This window comes from Enterococcus termitis (assembly GCF_001730305.1).
Taxonomy (GTDB): Bacteria; Bacillota; Bacilli; order Lactobacillales; family Enterococcaceae; genus Enterococcus_L; species Enterococcus_L termitis.
Map to the genome: position 1 here is coordinate 237,036 of NZ_MIJY01000001.1, position 15,335 is coordinate 252,370.

The 15,335-nt window shown below is 36.6% G+C and carries 18 protein-coding genes and 1 other RNA gene; 15 read left to right on the forward strand and 4 right to left on the reverse strand.

The annotated features are described in order from the left end of the window. Positions 1–6 precede the first annotated feature (6 nt). The 15 genes from ulaA to BCR25_RS01180 all read left to right on the forward strand — a co-directional run bounded on the left by ulaA (position 7) and on the right by BCR25_RS01180 (position 12,625). The gene (gene ulaA, locus BCR25_RS01110) at positions 7–1,485 is read left to right on the forward strand and encodes a PTS ascorbate transporter subunit IIC (protein ID WP_069661759.1); all 1,479 of its coding nucleotides are present in this window, start codon (positions 7–9) and stop codon (positions 1,483–1,485) included. Positions 1,486–1,586: 101 nt separating this feature from the next. Continuing rightward, the gene (locus BCR25_RS01115) at positions 1,587–1,886 is read left to right on the forward strand and encodes a PTS sugar transporter subunit IIB (RefSeq protein ID WP_069661760.1); all 300 of its coding nucleotides are present in this window, start codon (positions 1,587–1,589) and stop codon (positions 1,884–1,886) included. Positions 1,887–2,217: 331 nt separating this feature from the next. After that, complete coding sequence (locus BCR25_RS01120) at positions 2,218–2,856, forward strand: 3-keto-L-gulonate-6-phosphate decarboxylase UlaD (protein WP_069661761.1); 639 nt, start codon at positions 2,218–2,220, stop codon at positions 2,854–2,856. 5 nt (positions 2,857–2,861) lie between these two features. Further along, positions 2,862–3,713, forward strand: coding sequence for an L-ribulose-5-phosphate 3-epimerase (locus BCR25_RS01125; protein ID WP_069661762.1), 852 nt, complete (start codon positions 2,862–2,864; stop codon positions 3,711–3,713). Position 3,714: 1 nt separating this feature from the next. Continuing rightward, positions 3,715–4,422 (forward strand): L-ribulose-5-phosphate 4-epimerase, encoded by a 708-nt coding sequence (locus BCR25_RS01130; RefSeq protein ID WP_069661763.1) that lies wholly within the window; start codon positions 3,715–3,717, stop codon positions 4,420–4,422. A 223-nt stretch (positions 4,423–4,645) separates the two neighbouring features. Further along, complete coding sequence (locus BCR25_RS01135; protein ID WP_069661764.1) at positions 4,646–5,965, forward strand: APC family permease; 1,320 nt, start codon at positions 4,646–4,648, stop codon at positions 5,963–5,965. A gap of 456 nt (positions 5,966–6,421) precedes the next feature. Then, the gene (gene comGA / locus BCR25_RS01140; RefSeq protein ID WP_069661765.1) at positions 6,422–7,384 is read left to right on the forward strand and encodes a competence type IV pilus ATPase ComGA; all 963 of its coding nucleotides are present in this window, start codon (positions 6,422–6,424) and stop codon (positions 7,382–7,384) included. After that, positions 7,338–8,384 carry a competence type IV pilus assembly protein ComGB gene (gene comGB / locus BCR25_RS01145; protein ID WP_069661766.1) on the forward strand — a complete coding sequence of 349 codons (1,047 nt, stop codon included), beginning with the start codon at positions 7,338–7,340 and terminating at the stop codon, positions 8,382–8,384. The genes comGA and comGB overlap by 47 nt, the downstream gene beginning before the upstream one ends. After that, positions 8,381–8,665: a competence type IV pilus major pilin ComGC gene (comGC, locus tag BCR25_RS01150; RefSeq protein WP_069661767.1), complete on the forward strand. Its 285-nt coding sequence runs from the start codon at positions 8,381–8,383 to the stop codon at positions 8,663–8,665. Before comGB ends, comGC begins: the two co-directional genes overlap by 4 nt. Continuing rightward, a complete protein-coding gene (gene comGD, locus BCR25_RS01155; protein WP_083242552.1) occupies positions 8,662–9,105 on the forward strand; it encodes a competence type IV pilus minor pilin ComGD in 444 nt (147 codons plus the stop codon). The genes comGC and comGD overlap by 4 nt, the downstream gene beginning before the upstream one ends. After that, a complete protein-coding gene (comGE, locus tag BCR25_RS01160; RefSeq protein WP_069661768.1) occupies positions 9,080–9,403 on the forward strand; it encodes a competence type IV pilus minor pilin ComGE in 324 nt (107 codons plus the stop codon). Before comGD ends, comGE begins: the two co-directional genes overlap by 26 nt. Continuing rightward, entirely contained in the window at positions 9,369–9,830 is a 462-nt protein-coding gene (comGF, locus tag BCR25_RS01165) for a competence type IV pilus minor pilin ComGF (RefSeq protein ID WP_069661769.1), read from the forward strand. The genes comGE and comGF overlap by 35 nt, the downstream gene beginning before the upstream one ends. Further along, on the forward strand, positions 9,778–10,170 hold the full coding sequence (gene comGG / locus BCR25_RS20775; protein ID WP_069661770.1) for a competence type IV pilus minor pilin ComGG: 393 nt from the start codon (positions 9,778–9,780) through the stop codon (positions 10,168–10,170). Before comGF ends, comGG begins: the two co-directional genes overlap by 53 nt. A 234-nt stretch (positions 10,171–10,404) precedes the next feature. Next, positions 10,405–11,412: a class I SAM-dependent methyltransferase gene (locus BCR25_RS01175; RefSeq protein WP_083242554.1), complete on the forward strand. Its 1,008-nt coding sequence runs from the start codon at positions 10,405–10,407 to the stop codon at positions 11,410–11,412. A 25-nt stretch (positions 11,413–11,437) separates the two neighbouring features. Continuing rightward, entirely contained in the window at positions 11,438–12,625 is a 1,188-nt protein-coding gene (locus BCR25_RS01180) for an acetate kinase (RefSeq protein ID WP_069661772.1), read from the forward strand. Positions 12,626–12,675: 50 nt separating this feature from the next. Here the strand turns inward: BCR25_RS01180 and BCR25_RS01185 are convergent, their stop codons facing one another. From BCR25_RS01185 to BCR25_RS01200, 4 genes are all read right to left on the reverse strand, one after another. Next, on the reverse strand, positions 12,676–13,152 hold the full coding sequence (locus BCR25_RS01185) for a universal stress protein (RefSeq protein ID WP_069661773.1): 477 nt from the start codon (positions 13,150–13,152) through the stop codon (positions 12,676–12,678). Positions 13,153–13,357: 205 nt separating this feature from the next. Next, positions 13,358–13,636 (reverse strand): hypothetical protein, encoded by a 279-nt coding sequence (locus BCR25_RS01190; RefSeq protein WP_069661774.1) that lies wholly within the window; start codon positions 13,634–13,636, stop codon positions 13,358–13,360. A 71-nt stretch (positions 13,637–13,707) separates the two neighbouring features. Beyond that, positions 13,708–13,901, reverse strand: a non-coding RNA gene (gene ssrS / locus BCR25_RS01195) — 6S RNA. 61 nt (positions 13,902–13,962) lie between these two features. Continuing rightward, on the reverse strand, positions 13,963–15,252 hold the full coding sequence (locus BCR25_RS01200; protein WP_069661775.1) for a replication-associated recombination protein A: 1,290 nt from the start codon (positions 15,250–15,252) through the stop codon (positions 13,963–13,965). Positions 15,253–15,335: the final 83 nt, after the last annotated feature.

Consider the following 15,335-nt stretch of genomic DNA (forward strand, 5'->3'; position numbering starts at 1 on the left):
ATGTTAATGAAACAGGTAGTAGATTTTCTGTTGGGGATCTGGGATTATTTTGCAGCAAACATATTGACGCAGCCAGCATTTTTGATTGGATTTATTGTTCTTTTAGGGTATATCTTGTTGAAGAAACCATTGTATGAAAGCATTGCTGGTTTTTTAAAAGCAACGGTAGGTTATTTGATTTTGACAGTGGGTTCCGGCGGTTTGGTCAATAATTTCCGTCCGATCTTAGTTGGTTTAAAAGAGCGTTTTGATTTAGATGCAATGGTAATCGATCCTTATTTTGGTCAAAATGCAGTCACGGCTGGGATCGAAGAAACATTTGGCAGAACGTTTAGCGATACGATGATTTTATTGTTGATTGCTTTTGTAATGAATATATTGTTAGTCCGATTTAAAAAATATACCAAACTGCGTGCTGTTTTTACTACAGGGAATGTTCAAATTCAGCAGGCTGCTACGGCGTTTTGGATTTTATTATTCTGTTTTCCGAGTCTAGGACAGCTTCCTATTCTATTGATCATGGGACTTATTTTAGGCTGTTATTGGGCTGTAGGTTCTAATCTAACTGTTGATATCACACAGGATTTAACAGAAGGTGCTGGATTTGCGATTGCACATCAGCAGATGTTTGGTGTTTATATTTTTGCCCGGCTTGCAGAAAAAATGAAAAAAGATAAAAACAATCGCAAGTTGGAAGATGTACAGCTTCCAGGATTTCTATCGATTTTTAATGAAAATATGGTGGCTACCTCTATTTTAATGTTATTTTTCTTTGGGATTATTTTGATTGTGTTGGGTCCGGCATATCTGATCGAAGCAGGTTTTATGGTTGAGAGACAAAGTTTCTTCTTCTACATTCTACAAACCGCGTTGTATTTTGCTGTATATTTAGCGATTCTACAATTGGGGGTCCGGACGTTTGTATCTGAGTTGACCGAATCTTTTCAAGGAATTTCTAATACACTACTTCCGGGAGCTGTTCCAGGTATCGATGTAGCAGCGACTTTTGGTTTTGGTTCACCAAATGCGGTAACGATCGGCTTTTTATTCGGAGCTTTAGGTCAATTTATTACGATTGGTTTATTGATTTTATTCAAGTCACCGACGGTCGTGATTGCTGGTTTTATTCCCTTGTTTTTTGATAATGCAGTTATTGCTGTGTACGCAAATAATCGTGGTGGATTTAAAGCAGCATGTCTGTTCCCATTTATTTCAGGCATAATCCAAGTATTAGGTTCGGCACTGATTGCTACTTTCATAGGACTTTCTCAATATGGTGGATATATTGGCATGTTTGACTGGGCAACTGTATGGCCGATCATGACAATAGTAATGAAATATCTAGGCTATTTTGGTATTGCGTTAGTCGTTGTTGCACTTTTAGCAATTCCGCAGTTACAATATCGAGCAAATCCAAAAGGGTATTTCTTGATTGCTGAAGATTACGATGAATATGTAAAACAAATGACAGCTAAAAGCGCTTAATAATAATTGAGCTATGCGGATTGAAATTTTTTGAAAAGCAAATTCTGTTTTATAGAGAGTAAGTAGGCTCACTAGAGGTTAAAATTTAGGAGGGAATTAAAATGAGAGTATTAGTATCGTGTGCAAATGGTTCTGGAACTAGTTTGATGATGAAAAAAAGTGTAGAAAAAGCGTTGAAGGAGTTAGGTTTTACGATCACCAACATTCATCACTGTGCTATTTCAGAAGGGAAAAGTACGGCGGGACAATATGATGTTGTTTTTTGTCCAATGAATTTTTTGAACATGTTTGAAGATGCCAAGAAAAAAGGAATCACAGTTATAGGAGTTAAAAATGTGATGTCTGCTAAAGAAATCAGTGAACGTGTACAAGAAACAGAGTTGGCAGCGAAATATAAGTAGCAGAATCACACTGAATGATTATGAAATAAAGAGTTGAGGAAGAACTAACAAAAAAGTTTCTTGTTTTCTATGAGGTTGGGTGAGTGGAACCTAATTCTGTGAGTCCTATTCCACTTATGCGGAATCCGAATAAACGATAGAAACAAAAGCAAAACCTATGTTGTGCTTCGAGCACATCAGCTAACGCATAAAGTTTCACTAGTATTCAAAGAACAAAGCGAAGCTAGCAAACTTCTAACTGCTAAAGTACCAAGAATTGAAGGACTTGCTTCTCGGAGTTAAATACGTTTGACCCAACCTCTCAATAGATTTAAATGAAGGAGAAAAATAGATGAGTAGACCAAATTTACAAATAGCTTTGGATCATTCTGATTTGCCGAATGCATTGAAAGACGTCAGTGCGGTAGGCGAGATAGTGGATATTTTGGAAGTAGGAACAATTTTATGTTTACAGGCAGGAGAAGAGGCAATTCGTTGTATCCGAGCATTGTATCCAAATAAAAAGATAGTAGCAGATACTAAATGTGCAGATGCTGGTGGAACCGTAGCCGCTAATTGCCGTCTGGCTGGAGCAGACTGGATGACTGTGATTTGTTGTGCAACGATTCCAACGATGGCAGCAGCTGCAAAAGAAGTGGAGGAAATTCAAGTAGAATTATATGGTGACTGGACATACGATCAAGCACAAAAATGGCTGGATGCTGGTATTTCTCAAGCTATATATCACCAAAGTCGTGATGCACTTTTTGCTGGTGAAACATGGGGCGAAAAAGATTTAGTAAAAGTAAAAAAATTGATCGAAATGGGTTTCCGTGTTTCTGTCACAGGCGGTTTGACCATTGAGACCTTAAAGTTATTCGAAGGAATAGACGTATTTACCTTCATTACGGGGCGCGGGATCACTGGAGCAGAGAACCCTAAACAAGCAGCGCTAGAATTTCAGGCAGAAATCAAGCGTATCTGGGGGTAGAGTGAATGACGACACTAGGTATTTATGAAAAAGCACTCCCAAAAAATATCAGTTGGCATGAGCGTTTAGTGCTTGCAAAAAAACTAGCGTTTGATTTTGTAGAAATGTCGATTGACGAAACGGATGAACGACTGAAGCGATTGGATTGGTCAAAAGATGAGCGTAGAGAAATCAGAGAAGCAATTGATGAAACAGGCGTTAAGATACTCTCTATTTGTTTAAGTGGTCATCGACGTTTTCCATTTGGATCAAAAGATGAGCAAAAACGTTCTCAAGCGCTTGATTTGATGGAAAAAGCAATCGACTTGGCCTCTGATCTTGGTGTTCGCACCATTCAATTGGCTGGTTATGATGTGTATTATGAAGAAAAAACGGTCACTTCAAGAGCATTTTTTATCGAAAATCTAAAAAAAGCAGTAGCGATGGCAGCCGCTAAAGAGGTTGTGCTGTCCATCGAAATCATGGATGATCCTTTTATCAATTCGATTTCTAAATTTCTTAAGATCAAAGAGCAAATCCATTCCCCCTATTTACAGGTTTATCCAGATTTAGGAAATTTGTCTGCTTGGCCTGAAAATGATATCGGTTATGAATTAGAACTTGGGATCGATCAGATTTCTTCTATCCACCTAAAAGATACTTTGGCTGTTACGGACACGTTTCCTGGAAAGTTTAAAGAAGTCCCTTTCGGCAGCGGCTGTGTTGATTTTCTTGGCTGTTTAAAAGTATTGAAGCGTTTAGAATACAATGGTCCTTTTTTGATCGAAATGTGGAGTGAAACAAGTGAAAACCCGGAATTAGCCATCAAGCAGGCAAAAGCATTTTTACTCCCATATTTAAAGGAGGCTGGTTATTAGAATGGATAAGCAATTAATTAAAGAGATGAAAGAACGAGTTTTTGCTGCGAATTTAGCATTACCAGAAGCTGGTTTAGTGAAATTGACATGGGGGAATGTCAGTGAGGTCAATCGAGAAGCAGGGGTAGTCGTGATCAAGCCTAGCGGTGTTCCATATAGCCATATGAAAGCTGATGATATGGTTGTTACTGATCTGGACGGTAAAATAGTAGCAGGAAAAATGAAACCCTCATCTGATCTTGCAACACATTTGGCGTTGTATAAGGCTTTTAAAGAGATCAATGCAGTCGTACATACGCATTCAAAAAATGCAGTGATGTGGGCTCAAGCAGGTCGAGGTATTCCAGCATATGGAACGACACATGCAGACACCTTTTATGGCGTTGTTCCCTGTACAAGGCAATTGACTTTTGAAGAAGTAGCTTCAGCTTACGAATTTGAGACTGGGAAAGTGATCATTGAAACATTTACTAAAGAAAAGATCGACCCCTTAGCTGTGCCAGGAGTATTAGTCTATGGGCATGGACCATTTACATGGGGAGAAACACCGCAAAAAGCAGTAGAAAATAGCATTGTTTTAGACGAAATCGCTGAAATGGCAGAAGTGACAGAACTCGTAAACAAAGATATTTGTCCAATTCCACAATATTTATTAGATAAACATTTCTTTCGTAAACATGGGGTCAATGCCTATTATGGGCAAGGATAACTCATTATCCATTGAGGCAGAGACAAAAGTGTTTAGCTCCAAGAAATAAGAAGGAGCTGCTTTTTTCTCGCCGCATATTCGGGCTTAGAGAGCGAAACAAAACGGATTTTTAGTTTTGTCCCGCTCTCGCTTTTTTATCTCTAAGTATTACTTTAAGCACTTGAATTTAAATGAAGAACAGCTATACTAGAAAATAACGTAAAAAAAAGGAAAGAGGATGATTATGGAAGAAAATCGATTAAAGCGGGAGATTTCATTATTCGGCGCTTTTTCAACAGTGATGGGAACGGTCATTGGAGCCGGTGTCTTCTTTAAAACAGCAAGTGTGGTGAGTTTTGCTCAGTCATCAAGCTTGACGATTTTTGCCTGGATATTGGGTGGATTCTTAACTTTATGTGCTGGTTTGACCAGCGCGGAACTGGCAACAGCTATTCCAAAAACTGGTGGAGCAGTTAAATATATTGAATATACATATGGAAAGCTTCCAGGATTTTTATTGGGTTGGGCTCAAAGTGTCATTTATTTTCCAGCCAATATTGCCGCTTTGTCGATTATTTTCAGTACACAGTTTCTTCATTTATTTCATTTGTCTGATAGCTTTCTTTTGCCAATAGCTGTTGTTACAGGATTAAGTGTGACAGTTGTTAATTTACTAGGAACTAGATTGGCTTCGAGATTGCAGTCGTTTACCTTGATTATTAAAATGATTCCTATTGCATTGATTGTAATTGTGGGTTTGTTTATGCCAGCGGTTAGTGAAGTCTCATTATTTCCAGTTCGAGCAGGTGGAAATAGCGGGTTTATACAAGCGTTGAGTGGTTCTTTATTAGCAACAATGTTTGCTTACGATGGCTGGTTAGGTGTAGGAGCAGTTGCAGGCGAAATGAAAAGACCGGAAAAAGACTTACCCAAAGCTATTTTTTTAGGATTGAGCTTTATTACCGTTGTCTATGTACTGATCAATTTTGTATTTCTTAAAACCTTGCCGATAGAGCAAATTTCAGGGAATTTGAATGCTGCATCAGAAGCAGCCGGTCAAATCTTTGGTTCAGTTGGTGGTAAAATAGTAACGATCGGTATTTTGATTTCAGTTTATGGCGCATTGAACGGTTACACAATGACAGGAATTCGTGTTCCTTATGCATTAGCGCTGGAGGGGATGATTCCTTTCAGTAAGCAATTTCAAAAGTTGTCTAATAGATTTGTAGTACCTTATGTAGCTGGACTATTTCAATTTTGTATTGCGGCTATCATGATGAGCTTAGGAACGTTTGATTTACTCACAGATATGTTGGTTTTTGTGATGTGGCTGTTTAGTATTTTGATTTTTGCGGCTGTGTTCATTCTAAGAAAAAAAGAACCTGAATTATTACGACCATATAAAGTTCCCTTTTATCCAGTCGTGCCGATCATTGCCATCATTGGTGGGTTGTTTATTTTAATCACCACCTTATTGACACAAACTATTTTAGCAAGTATCGGTATCGGAATTACGTTATTGGGTGTTCCAGTTTATTATATTAATAAGAAGCATAAAGAATAAATGAATTAAAAAAAATTGTTTTGTCAATAATTTCCTTCTTATTATCAAAAAATTGATAAAACAATCGTGAATTCTTTGGTATAATAAGGAAGATCTAAGTCTTTGTTACATAACAAAGCATGAACTTCTGCTTAACCCTTTTAAGCAGAAGTTCATTTTTCTCAAAAATTTTAATAAAATTCATAATTTCTGAAAGTTATTCGGTCGATTTTTTTAGTATAATGGGTATATCAAATCGATAAACTATTTTGGGGAAGATAGTGCATCAGAACTCTTGATAAGCTGTAGATGTTGTTTTTAGACATTTACAGTTTTTTTTGTTCTTTTTTATCACAGTAAATTTTATAAATAATCAGTTTTTTGAGTCAGGGACCAAACATTAAATTGTGTTCTTTGGCTTTTTTTTTGATAATTTTTAGTTTTTCTTGCGTATATTACAGATAAGGAGGGAAGCCAATGGATATCAAGTTATTTTCTCTAAATTTAATTGAATGGGGGATAGCGCAAAGGGTTCAAGATATTTATATTTTACCAGTAGAACGGACAGTACAAGTTTTTGCCAGAAAGGGTCATAAGAGGATCATGTTTAAGGAGCTTGCTGAATCAGAAGGAGAGAAATTGATCCGTCATTTTAAATTTGTTGGACGTATGGATATTGGTGAAAAACGTAAAGCACAAGTTGGAGCGGCTACCTATAAGATTGATAAGAAAGAAGTTCGGTTACGCTTATCAACAGTTGGTGATTTTCGTCAAAGAGAAAGTCTAGTGATTCGTTTTCTGCATCAATTTGGCACTAGTGAAGAAAATTATTTTTTGCCCAAACAATTAGCTGTTATACGCAAACAAATCCATAAAAAAGGCTTGCATTTGTTTTGTGGTCCAGTGGGGTCTGGAAAAACAACCTTGATGTACAAACTGGCAAAAGAAACGGATTGTTTTCAACAGGTTATTACTATAGAAGATCCGGTGGAGATAGAAGAGAAGGAGTTTCTTCAATTACAGACGAATGACAAGATCGAACTAACCTATGACGCTTTGATCAAAGCCTGTTTACGACATCGACCAGATATCTTGATCATTGGTGAAATACGTGATGGTCTAACGGCTCAAGCAGCAATCCGGGCAGCTTTAACAGGACATACAGTGTTTGCAACGATCCACGCACGAAGTATCAATGGTGTTTATGAGCGATTGAATGAACTTGGTGTACAACAAAGAGAGGCTGCTGACTGTATTACAGGGGTAATCTATCAGCGCCTACTGATTGCTAAAGGAATGAGAGCGCAAGGAGTCAGTGGTTTACTTATGGACTATGATTTTTCTAGAGAAAAATCTTCTAACTGGCGCAATGAATTAAGAAAGGTGTGGGCATATGGTTTTATTGATGATCAAACATTTGAAGAAGAAAAAGAGCAATAAGTTATCCAAAAGCCAACAACGGCTATTTATTCAGCTACTTGCAGATCTATTAAAAAATGGCTTTACGATCCAAGAAAGCTTACTTTTTATGAAGAAATCTCGTTCGATTTCTGAAACGACAATCAATTTTTTGATTTCGATTATGGAACAAGGTGAACAATTGTTTACAGGTCTAGCTCATCTTGGAGTCAAAACAACTATTATTACTCAAATTGAATTTGCTCAATCTCACGGAGATTTATCTGGAACCTTAGCCAAAATCAATCAGCATATGACTCTCACAGATAAACAGCAGCAAAATTTATATAAAGTGTTAAGCTACCCGTTGCTGTTACTACTTTTTCTATTTGTGGTGTTAATTAGTATTCGTCAAATTTTATTACCACAATTGATGATGAATGGAACCATTCAGAGTGGCAATCTAGGCATTCAATTTATTCAGCAAAGTCCATATTATTTGCTTGGCTTTTTAGTCTGTTTAAGCTTGATGCTGAGCTTGTTCTATCTTTATTTTAGGAAGCAAACTTTCTTAGAAAAAGCCATGTTTTTTTCTAAGCTTCCGATAATAGGTAAGTTATACAGAGAATATTGTTCGGCCTTTTTTGCGCTTGAATGGGGGAAATTATTTGCTCAAGGGTTAGAAATTAAAAGTGTACTTCAATTGATGCGAACAGCTAAACAGCAATCATTGATGAGCGAGTTGGCAGAGCAAATTGAACAGCAAACCTTGTTAGGAAATAGCTTCTACACTCAATTACCAGAGTTTTCATTTTTTTCGTCTGAATTGGCATTAATCATCCAACAAGGGGAAGTCAAAGGGAATTTAGGCAAAGAGTTGATCTTATATAGTGAATTATGTTGGCAACGATTTTTTAAACGGATAGAAAAAATGATTCAATGGATACAGCCAGTTGTTTTTTTAGTTGTTGCAATATTAGTCGTTAGTATCTATGCGGCGATGTTATTACCAATCTATGGAGGAATGGAGGAGTATTTATGAGAATGAGAAATAAAAAAATGAATTATAGCGGATTTACATTATTAGAAATGTTGGTTGTCTTGTTGATCATCTCTGTTCTGATTTTATTATTTGTACCAAACCTGTCTAAGCATAAAGACGGCGTGGATCAAAAAGGAAATGAGGCGATTATAAAAATCATAGAAACACAAACAGAATTATATGTCATGGAGAAAAATCAGACTCCAACTGTGGAACAATTAGTCAAAGAACAATATATCAGTCAAGAACAATACGAAAAATATCAGGCAAGCAAAAAATGAAATTAGGGACAATGAAGGGATTTACGTTGGTTGAATCATTGATCGTAGTGTTCGCTTGTACGACGTTTCTATTGCTGCCAACCCTTTCAATTAATCGTTGGCAACAAGGAATAGAGTTGGAGCAATTCTTATCAACATTTGAAAAACATCTGTTGTTGACTCAGCAAATGGCAATAGTAACGATGCAAGATACACAAATTATATTTGATGAACAGGAGCAGCAGCTTCAGTTTGTTCTTTCAGATATAGAGAACATACAGCTACCGATTCCGACAACGTTAAAAGCTAGTGGTCCAGACAAAATTGTTTTTAAAAGCATGTCTGGAAATAATGGAAGATTAGCAAAATTCGCCTATTTTTGGACAGAAAAAAAGCAGCTGATCGAATTTCAATTTCAATTAGGAAGTGGTCGCTATGTTAAAAAAATCACTCAATTATAAAGGCTATATCCTGTTTGAAAGCTTAATTTCTCTAGGGATTATGAGTATTCTTATTGGTAGCTTTATGTCTTTGAACACCTTTGTACTGATGAAGAAGACGAAGTCGATCGATCAATTAGCAATGCATCGGATTTTGTATGAAGAAATGACGCAATATGAACATCATGAAGGAGTTCTGCAAAAAACGATTTGGACAAACAATAAAGAGTACTCACTTTATATGCATAAAACAAAAGACAAAATAGTCAAAGTGGAGATTACGGATGGTGATGAAAGATTTATACTTGAGAAAAAATAGCAATCATACAGGATTCACTTTAATCGAATGTATTTTAGCTTTATTTATACTGGGGATCATCTGTCTTCTTTTTTCTGCACTGGTAAAGAATACAGCTGTTGTGTCAAGGATATTAAAAAGTGAAAAGGAAAAAGAATGGCATGTTTTTGTTATTCAATTGGAAAATGAACTGCTTGATTGTGAGTATAAAGAAATACAAGGCAATAAAATTATTTATAGAAACCCAAAAAAGGATAGAGATATTTGGATAGAATATAAACGAGGCAAAATCGTCAAGGTAGAAAATGGAGGCTACCAGCCACTATTGATCGGCGTTCACCATGTGACATTTCAAAAGGAGGGATATTTTGTCGTCATTACCGCAATTTTTGAAAATGAAAAAGAATATACTGCCAAATGGGAAATCGGTCGTAAAAGCGAAGAATAACTACAAAGGCGGTATATTACTGACTACTATCCTCTTTCTCTTTCTTTTTAGCTCTCTTTTTACATTGGTACTGGAAGAATTTAAGTTGACGCAGCAGTTTACACAAAAGAGCAAGGAATATTATATTGCAAAAACAATGGTTAGTATATTTATTTCAGAAATAAAACAAAGCAAGAAAATGATTGATAAAGAAGGATATCAAGACTTTTCATCAGGGCGGTTAACCTATGAATATGATCAAAAAACAATAATCTGTACGATTTTCATCAATCAGAAAAGCTATACATTTCATGAATTTTATCAACCTAAACAAGAGTCAGATGAGCTTAAGGATAAGTGACCTAATTTTAATTTTTGTGAAATGTGTATCAAACTATGGCGAAAAAAACTGATACAGGCGTATAGCTTCATTTTACTTTGTTTAAAATGATGAAGAGCAAATAACAAAAAAACAGGAACAGAACAAGCTTTTCTAAATATTGTTGGGAAATTGATTGATTATTACTTCTTTTTTCGTTAAAATAGAACAGGTATGAAAATTGTTATACTATAGATGGAAATAGAGGTGTTATTTTTGTTCTCTGAGAAAATAGAAAAGGCTTTCGGATTAATGGAGCAATCGATCCAATTACTTCAACGATCCTTAGACACTTCTTTTTTAGATGCGTATATTGAAAATGGTGAAAATATTATTGATGCTTACCAGGTGCGTGTCCTTGATGGCGTGCCGGATGAGCAGACGGTTCAACAACTAAAAACCATTTATCAACAATTACAAGCAATCGAATTAGATTCCGAAGAAATTAGACGTTTGTCTCAGTTGATCCTGTTAAAAGGAAATAAAGCTGAGCCTTTACAAGCCAATCATCAATTGACACCAGATAGTATAGGTTTTTTGTTCGTTTTTCTGATCGAACAATTATACAATACAAAGCAATCATTAAAGGTACTAGACATTGCTACAGGCATGGGCAATCTTTTATTGACAGTCTTACTCAATTTAAAGTTAGCTAACTTTAATGTCCAAGGTTTCGGTGTAGATATCGATGACACTTTGTTAGCAGTTTCTGCGACAAATAATGAGTGGACACAGGCGTCAATTCAACTGTTTCATCAAGACGGCTTACAAGATCTTTTGATCGATCCGGTGGATGTCACAATAAGTGATTTGCCAATTGGTTTTTATCCAAATGATGAAAAAGCAGCAGGTTTTGATTCAGCTGCAGAAGATGGTCATAGCTACGCTCATCATTTGCTGATGGAACAAGCGATGAAATACGTTAAGCCAGACGGTTATGGTTTGTTTTTGATTCCTACAAATATTTTAGAAACAGAGCAAAGTTCTTTCTTCAAGAATTGGTTGCAAAAAAATGTTTATTTACAAGGAATGATTCAACTGCCTGATGAACTATTCAAATCTGTTCAGTCAAGAAAAAGTATTTTAATAGTTCAAAATAAAGGTGTGCAAAGTGAACAGGCCAAAGAGGTCTTAGTAGCAAAACTGGGCTCTTTGAAGGATCCAGCGAAAGTAACACAATTTTTTCAACAATTTGAGACTTGGAAGTCTTCAAATTTAAAATAAAACAACCAATAAAGAGGAGAGTATTATGTCTAAAACAATTGCAATCAATGCAGGAAGCTCAAGTTTAAAATGGCAATTATACCAAATGCCAACCGAAGAAGTAGTTGCAAAGGGAATCGTTGAACGAATTGGTTTAAATGATTCGATCTTTACAATCAAATATGGTAACGACGAAAAATATGAAGAAATCGTAGATATCAACGACCATGATGTTGCAGTAAAAATGCTGTTGGACAAATTGATCGAATTAAAGATTCTATCTTCTTACGATGAAATTACTGGTGTTGGTCACCGTGTTGTTGCTGGTGGGGAAGACTTCAAAGATTCAGTTGTTATTGATGCTGATGTTTTAGCAAAAATTGAAAAATTAGCTGATCTTGCACCTTTACACAACCCAGCAAATGCAATGGGAATCAAAGCGTTCAAGAAAATTTTACCTGATATCATCAGTGTGGCAGTTTTTGATACAGCTTTCCATACAACAATGCCAAAACATAATTTCTTATACAGTATTCCAACTGAATACTATGATAAATATGCAGCACGTAAATACGGTGCACATGGTACAAGTCATAAATATGTTGCGCATCGTGCAGCTGAAATGCTTGATCGTCCGATCGAAGAACTAAAAATCATTACTTGTCATTTAGGAAATGGTGCATCAATCACTGCGATCGATGGTGGTAAATCTGTAGATACATCAATGGGCTTCACACCACTTGCCGGAGTAACTATGGGCACTCGTTCTGGTGATATCGATCCTTCATTGTTAGCTTATTTAATGGAAAAACTTGAACTAACTGATATCAAAGATATGATCAACATTTTAAATAAACAATCTGGTTTACTTGGTTTGACAGGCATTTCTAGTGACATGCGTGATTTAGAAGCAAACATGGACAAAGAAGCCGTTCAAGTAGCTTATGATATCTTTACTGACCGTATCCGTAAATACATCGGTAGTTATGTAACAGTATTAAATGGTGTTGATGCTATCGTCTTCACAGCTGGTATTGGCGAAAATGATTCACACGTTCGTAGCGAAGTAATCAAGGGCATGACTTGGTTCGGTTGTGAATTAGACGCTGCTAAAAACGATGTTCGTGGAAAAGAATCAGTTATCTCAACAGATGATTCTAAAGTGAAAGTATTATTGATTCCGACAGACGAAGAATTAATGATTGCACGTGATGTTGAACGTTTAAGAAAATAATAAAAAATACCACTCGATTTGCTATCGAGTGGTATTTTTTATTCTGATAATTATTTATCATCCTGATCTACAGGAACTTTATTTTCTAAATCTGTTCTTACTACTAACACATCACAAGCAGCATGACGGATAACATATTCAGAAACAGAACCTATAAATAATCGTTCCACAGCATTAAGACCCGTAGCTCCCAACATAATTAGGTCAACGTCTTGATCTTCAGGAATTTGCTTTGCAATCCAAGGTTTCGGTGAGCCGTATTCGATAATACTAGAAACCTTCTCACAGCCATGTTCCTTTGCTTGTTTTTTATAACCTTCGAGAGTTTGCTTCGCCATTTCGGTTGCTTGCTCAGCTAAGACACCATCAAAAGATGAAACAGATTGAAATGCACGAGTATCAATCACATGGGCAAGTAGTAACTCTGCATCATTTCTCATTGCTACGTTCATTGCTTTTTGAAAAGCTAGTTCGGCTTCAGTTGATCCATCAACGGCAACCATGATCTTACGATAATTTTGTAACATTTTGACCACTCCTTTCGCTTCTGCCTTTATTCTTGCAGATAAGCGTTGCTGCAAAATACAGCGAATATTTTTATGAGCTGCAGATCATCCACAAAACACTCATAGTAGACAGTAGTAGTAAAAAATAATAATCGGGTTATCTTTCCTTATACTTTAATTGTAAAGCAAAATGCCTAAAAAGGAAAACAAAAAAAAGAAGAAACTTTTAAAGAATCTTCCTAGCAAACATAACGCTAAACACTGCTGAAATTGCAAGCAGGCCAAATATATAAAAAAGAGAAAAGAATGTCCAATTGACAATACCGACTAAAATACCAATAGCAGCCAGTATCAAATAAAATACGCCAAACTGCTGCAAAAATTGTTTGTTTTCATCAAGGTCTTCATTATGCATCAATGGTAAAAAGACGGATGATTTTTTTAATAAGAAAACACTAATAATGATTAGTAAGACAACTGAAGCAAAAATGAGCAAGCGTATCATTAGAAAAAAACCTCCATCAAATAAAAAACAATTTGCATTGTAGCAAATTGTTCAACTAGCGAATAAAAAAGGTAAAATCCGTTGATGCCGTTATTCGTCCTATAGTATTGAACCCGCAAATAAAGCAGGTGGGTTCCACGACTGACAGCTTCGAACTACCAAGTGATAAGGCATGTTACCAGCTTAGGTACCAGAAGGATCCCAAGATATCAATAAAATGTTCGGTCAACACACAAAAAAGACAACGCGTACATCACAGATTTACCATCTTTATAATAGCACAAGATCACACAAACAGCAATGAGAGAGCTTGGCTCAAAAAAGTATTATTTTGATTTTTTGGGACTTTTTTTCCAGTCTTGTATTCGTTGATATTGCTGATGTAGCGCCTGCTCATACTTGCCGGTATCGATAGGTTCATAATAGTGAGCATTTTTTATTTTATCAGGTAAGTACTGTTGATCGACCCAAGCATTTTCGAAATTATGGGGATACTCGTAACCGATCCCGCGATTCAAATCTTTTGCTCCTGAATAATGACTATCGCGCAGATGATCGGGGACTTCCCCAGCTTTTCCTTCACGAATATCTGCTAATGCAGCATCGATGGCACTTAGTCCCGAATTTGATTTGGGTGACAAGCATAAATCAATGACAACACTTGCTAGAGGAATACGTGCTTCGGGAAATCCAAGCTTTTCAGCAGCTTGAACAGCAGTGACTGCGCGTGCAGCTGCAGGTGGATTCCCTAAACCGATATCTTCATACGCAATAACCATCAAACGTCGGCAGATGATCGGTAGATCACCAGCCTCAACAAGTCGAGCTAGATAATGAAGGGCAGCATCAACATCACTGCCGCGGATTGATTTTTGAAAAGCAGAGATAACATCGTAATGAGCATCACCATTTTTATCATGAGTTAAGGCTTTGCGCTGTATGCATTCTTCAATAATTGAAAGAGTGATGTCGATTTTTTTATCCTTTGTTTCAGGTGTAGATTTAACGGCAAGTTCGAGTCCGTTCAAGGCACTGCGCAAGTCGCCATTCGTAGCACGAGATAAATGCAGCAAAGCTTTGTCTTCTAAAATAACATCATAGTCTCCTAAGCCACGTTCTTTATCAGCTAAAGCATCTTTGATTGCATGTTGGATATTTTCTTCTGTAAGTGGCTTGACCTCGAAAATTTGGGTTCGGCTTCTGATCGCTGGGTTGATCGTGATATACGGATTTTCAGTCGTAGCACCGATCATGATGATTCTGCCGCTTTCTAAGTGAGGCAGTAAAAAGTCTTGTTTGGTTTTATCTAAGCGATGAACTTCATCTAAAAGTAATATGACGGTACCGCTCATTTTGGCTTCTTCTGCGACGATCTGTAAATCCTTTTTAGTATCAGTTGCGGCGTTCAGCATGCGAAATGCATAATTTGTAGAGCCGGCAATCGCACTGGCAATACTGGTTTTTCCAGTGCCGGGAGGACCATACAAAATCATCGATGACAGCATTCGTGCATCGACCATTCTGCGAATGATTTTTCTAGTACCAACAAGATGTTCCTGCCCAACGACTTCATCTAAATTACGCGGGCGCATACTATAAGCTAAAGGTTGCTGCATCGTTGAACCTCCTTTTTTCCTTTAATGATTCCTTATTATATCATAAAGAACGTACGTTTGTTATTCGTTAGATTTTGTTTATT

What these genes read in the sequence shown, in the direction of transcription:
- BCR25_RS01125 (WP_069661762.1), top strand. Translation starts at nt 2,862, where the DNA reads ATGACGACACTAGGTATTTATGAAAAAGCACTCCCAAAAAATATCAGT.
- BCR25_RS01200 (WP_069661775.1), bottom strand. Translation starts at nt 15,252, where the DNA reads ATGCAGCAACCTTTAGCTTATAGTATGCGCCCGCGTAATTTAGATGAA.
- BCR25_RS01115 (WP_069661760.1), top strand. Translation starts at nt 1,587, where the DNA reads ATGAGAGTATTAGTATCGTGTGCAAATGGTTCTGGAACTAGTTTGATG.
- ulaA (WP_069661759.1), top strand. Translation starts at nt 7, where the DNA reads ATGAAACAGGTAGTAGATTTTCTGTTGGGGATCTGGGATTATTTTGCA.
- BCR25_RS01185 (WP_069661773.1), bottom strand. Translation starts at nt 13,152, where the DNA reads ATGTTACAAAATTATCGTAAGATCATGGTTGCCGTTGATGGATCAACT.
- BCR25_RS01180 (WP_069661772.1), top strand. Translation starts at nt 11,438, where the DNA reads ATGTCTAAAACAATTGCAATCAATGCAGGAAGCTCAAGTTTAAAATGG.
- comGF (WP_069661769.1), top strand. Translation starts at nt 9,369, where the DNA reads ATGGTGATGAAAGATTTATACTTGAGAAAAAATAGCAATCATACAGGA.
- comGG (WP_069661770.1), top strand. Translation starts at nt 9,778, where the DNA reads ATGAAAAAGAATATACTGCCAAATGGGAAATCGGTCGTAAAAGCGAAG.
- BCR25_RS01190 (WP_069661774.1), bottom strand. Translation starts at nt 13,636, where the DNA reads ATGATACGCTTGCTCATTTTTGCTTCAGTTGTCTTACTAATCATTATT.
- comGA (WP_069661765.1), top strand. Translation starts at nt 6,422, where the DNA reads ATGGATATCAAGTTATTTTCTCTAAATTTAATTGAATGGGGGATAGCG.
- comGC (WP_069661767.1), top strand. Translation starts at nt 8,381, where the DNA reads ATGAGAATGAGAAATAAAAAAATGAATTATAGCGGATTTACATTATTA.
- BCR25_RS01130 (WP_069661763.1), top strand. Translation starts at nt 3,715, where the DNA reads ATGGATAAGCAATTAATTAAAGAGATGAAAGAACGAGTTTTTGCTGCG.
- comGB (WP_069661766.1), top strand. Translation starts at nt 7,338, where the DNA reads ATGGTTTTATTGATGATCAAACATTTGAAGAAGAAAAAGAGCAATAAG.
- BCR25_RS01135 (WP_069661764.1), top strand. Translation starts at nt 4,646, where the DNA reads ATGGAAGAAAATCGATTAAAGCGGGAGATTTCATTATTCGGCGCTTTT.
- BCR25_RS01120 (WP_069661761.1), top strand. Translation starts at nt 2,218, where the DNA reads ATGAGTAGACCAAATTTACAAATAGCTTTGGATCATTCTGATTTGCCG.
- comGD (WP_083242552.1), top strand. Translation starts at nt 8,662, where the DNA reads ATGAAATTAGGGACAATGAAGGGATTTACGTTGGTTGAATCATTGATC.
- comGE (WP_069661768.1), top strand. Translation starts at nt 9,080, where the DNA reads ATGTTAAAAAAATCACTCAATTATAAAGGCTATATCCTGTTTGAAAGC.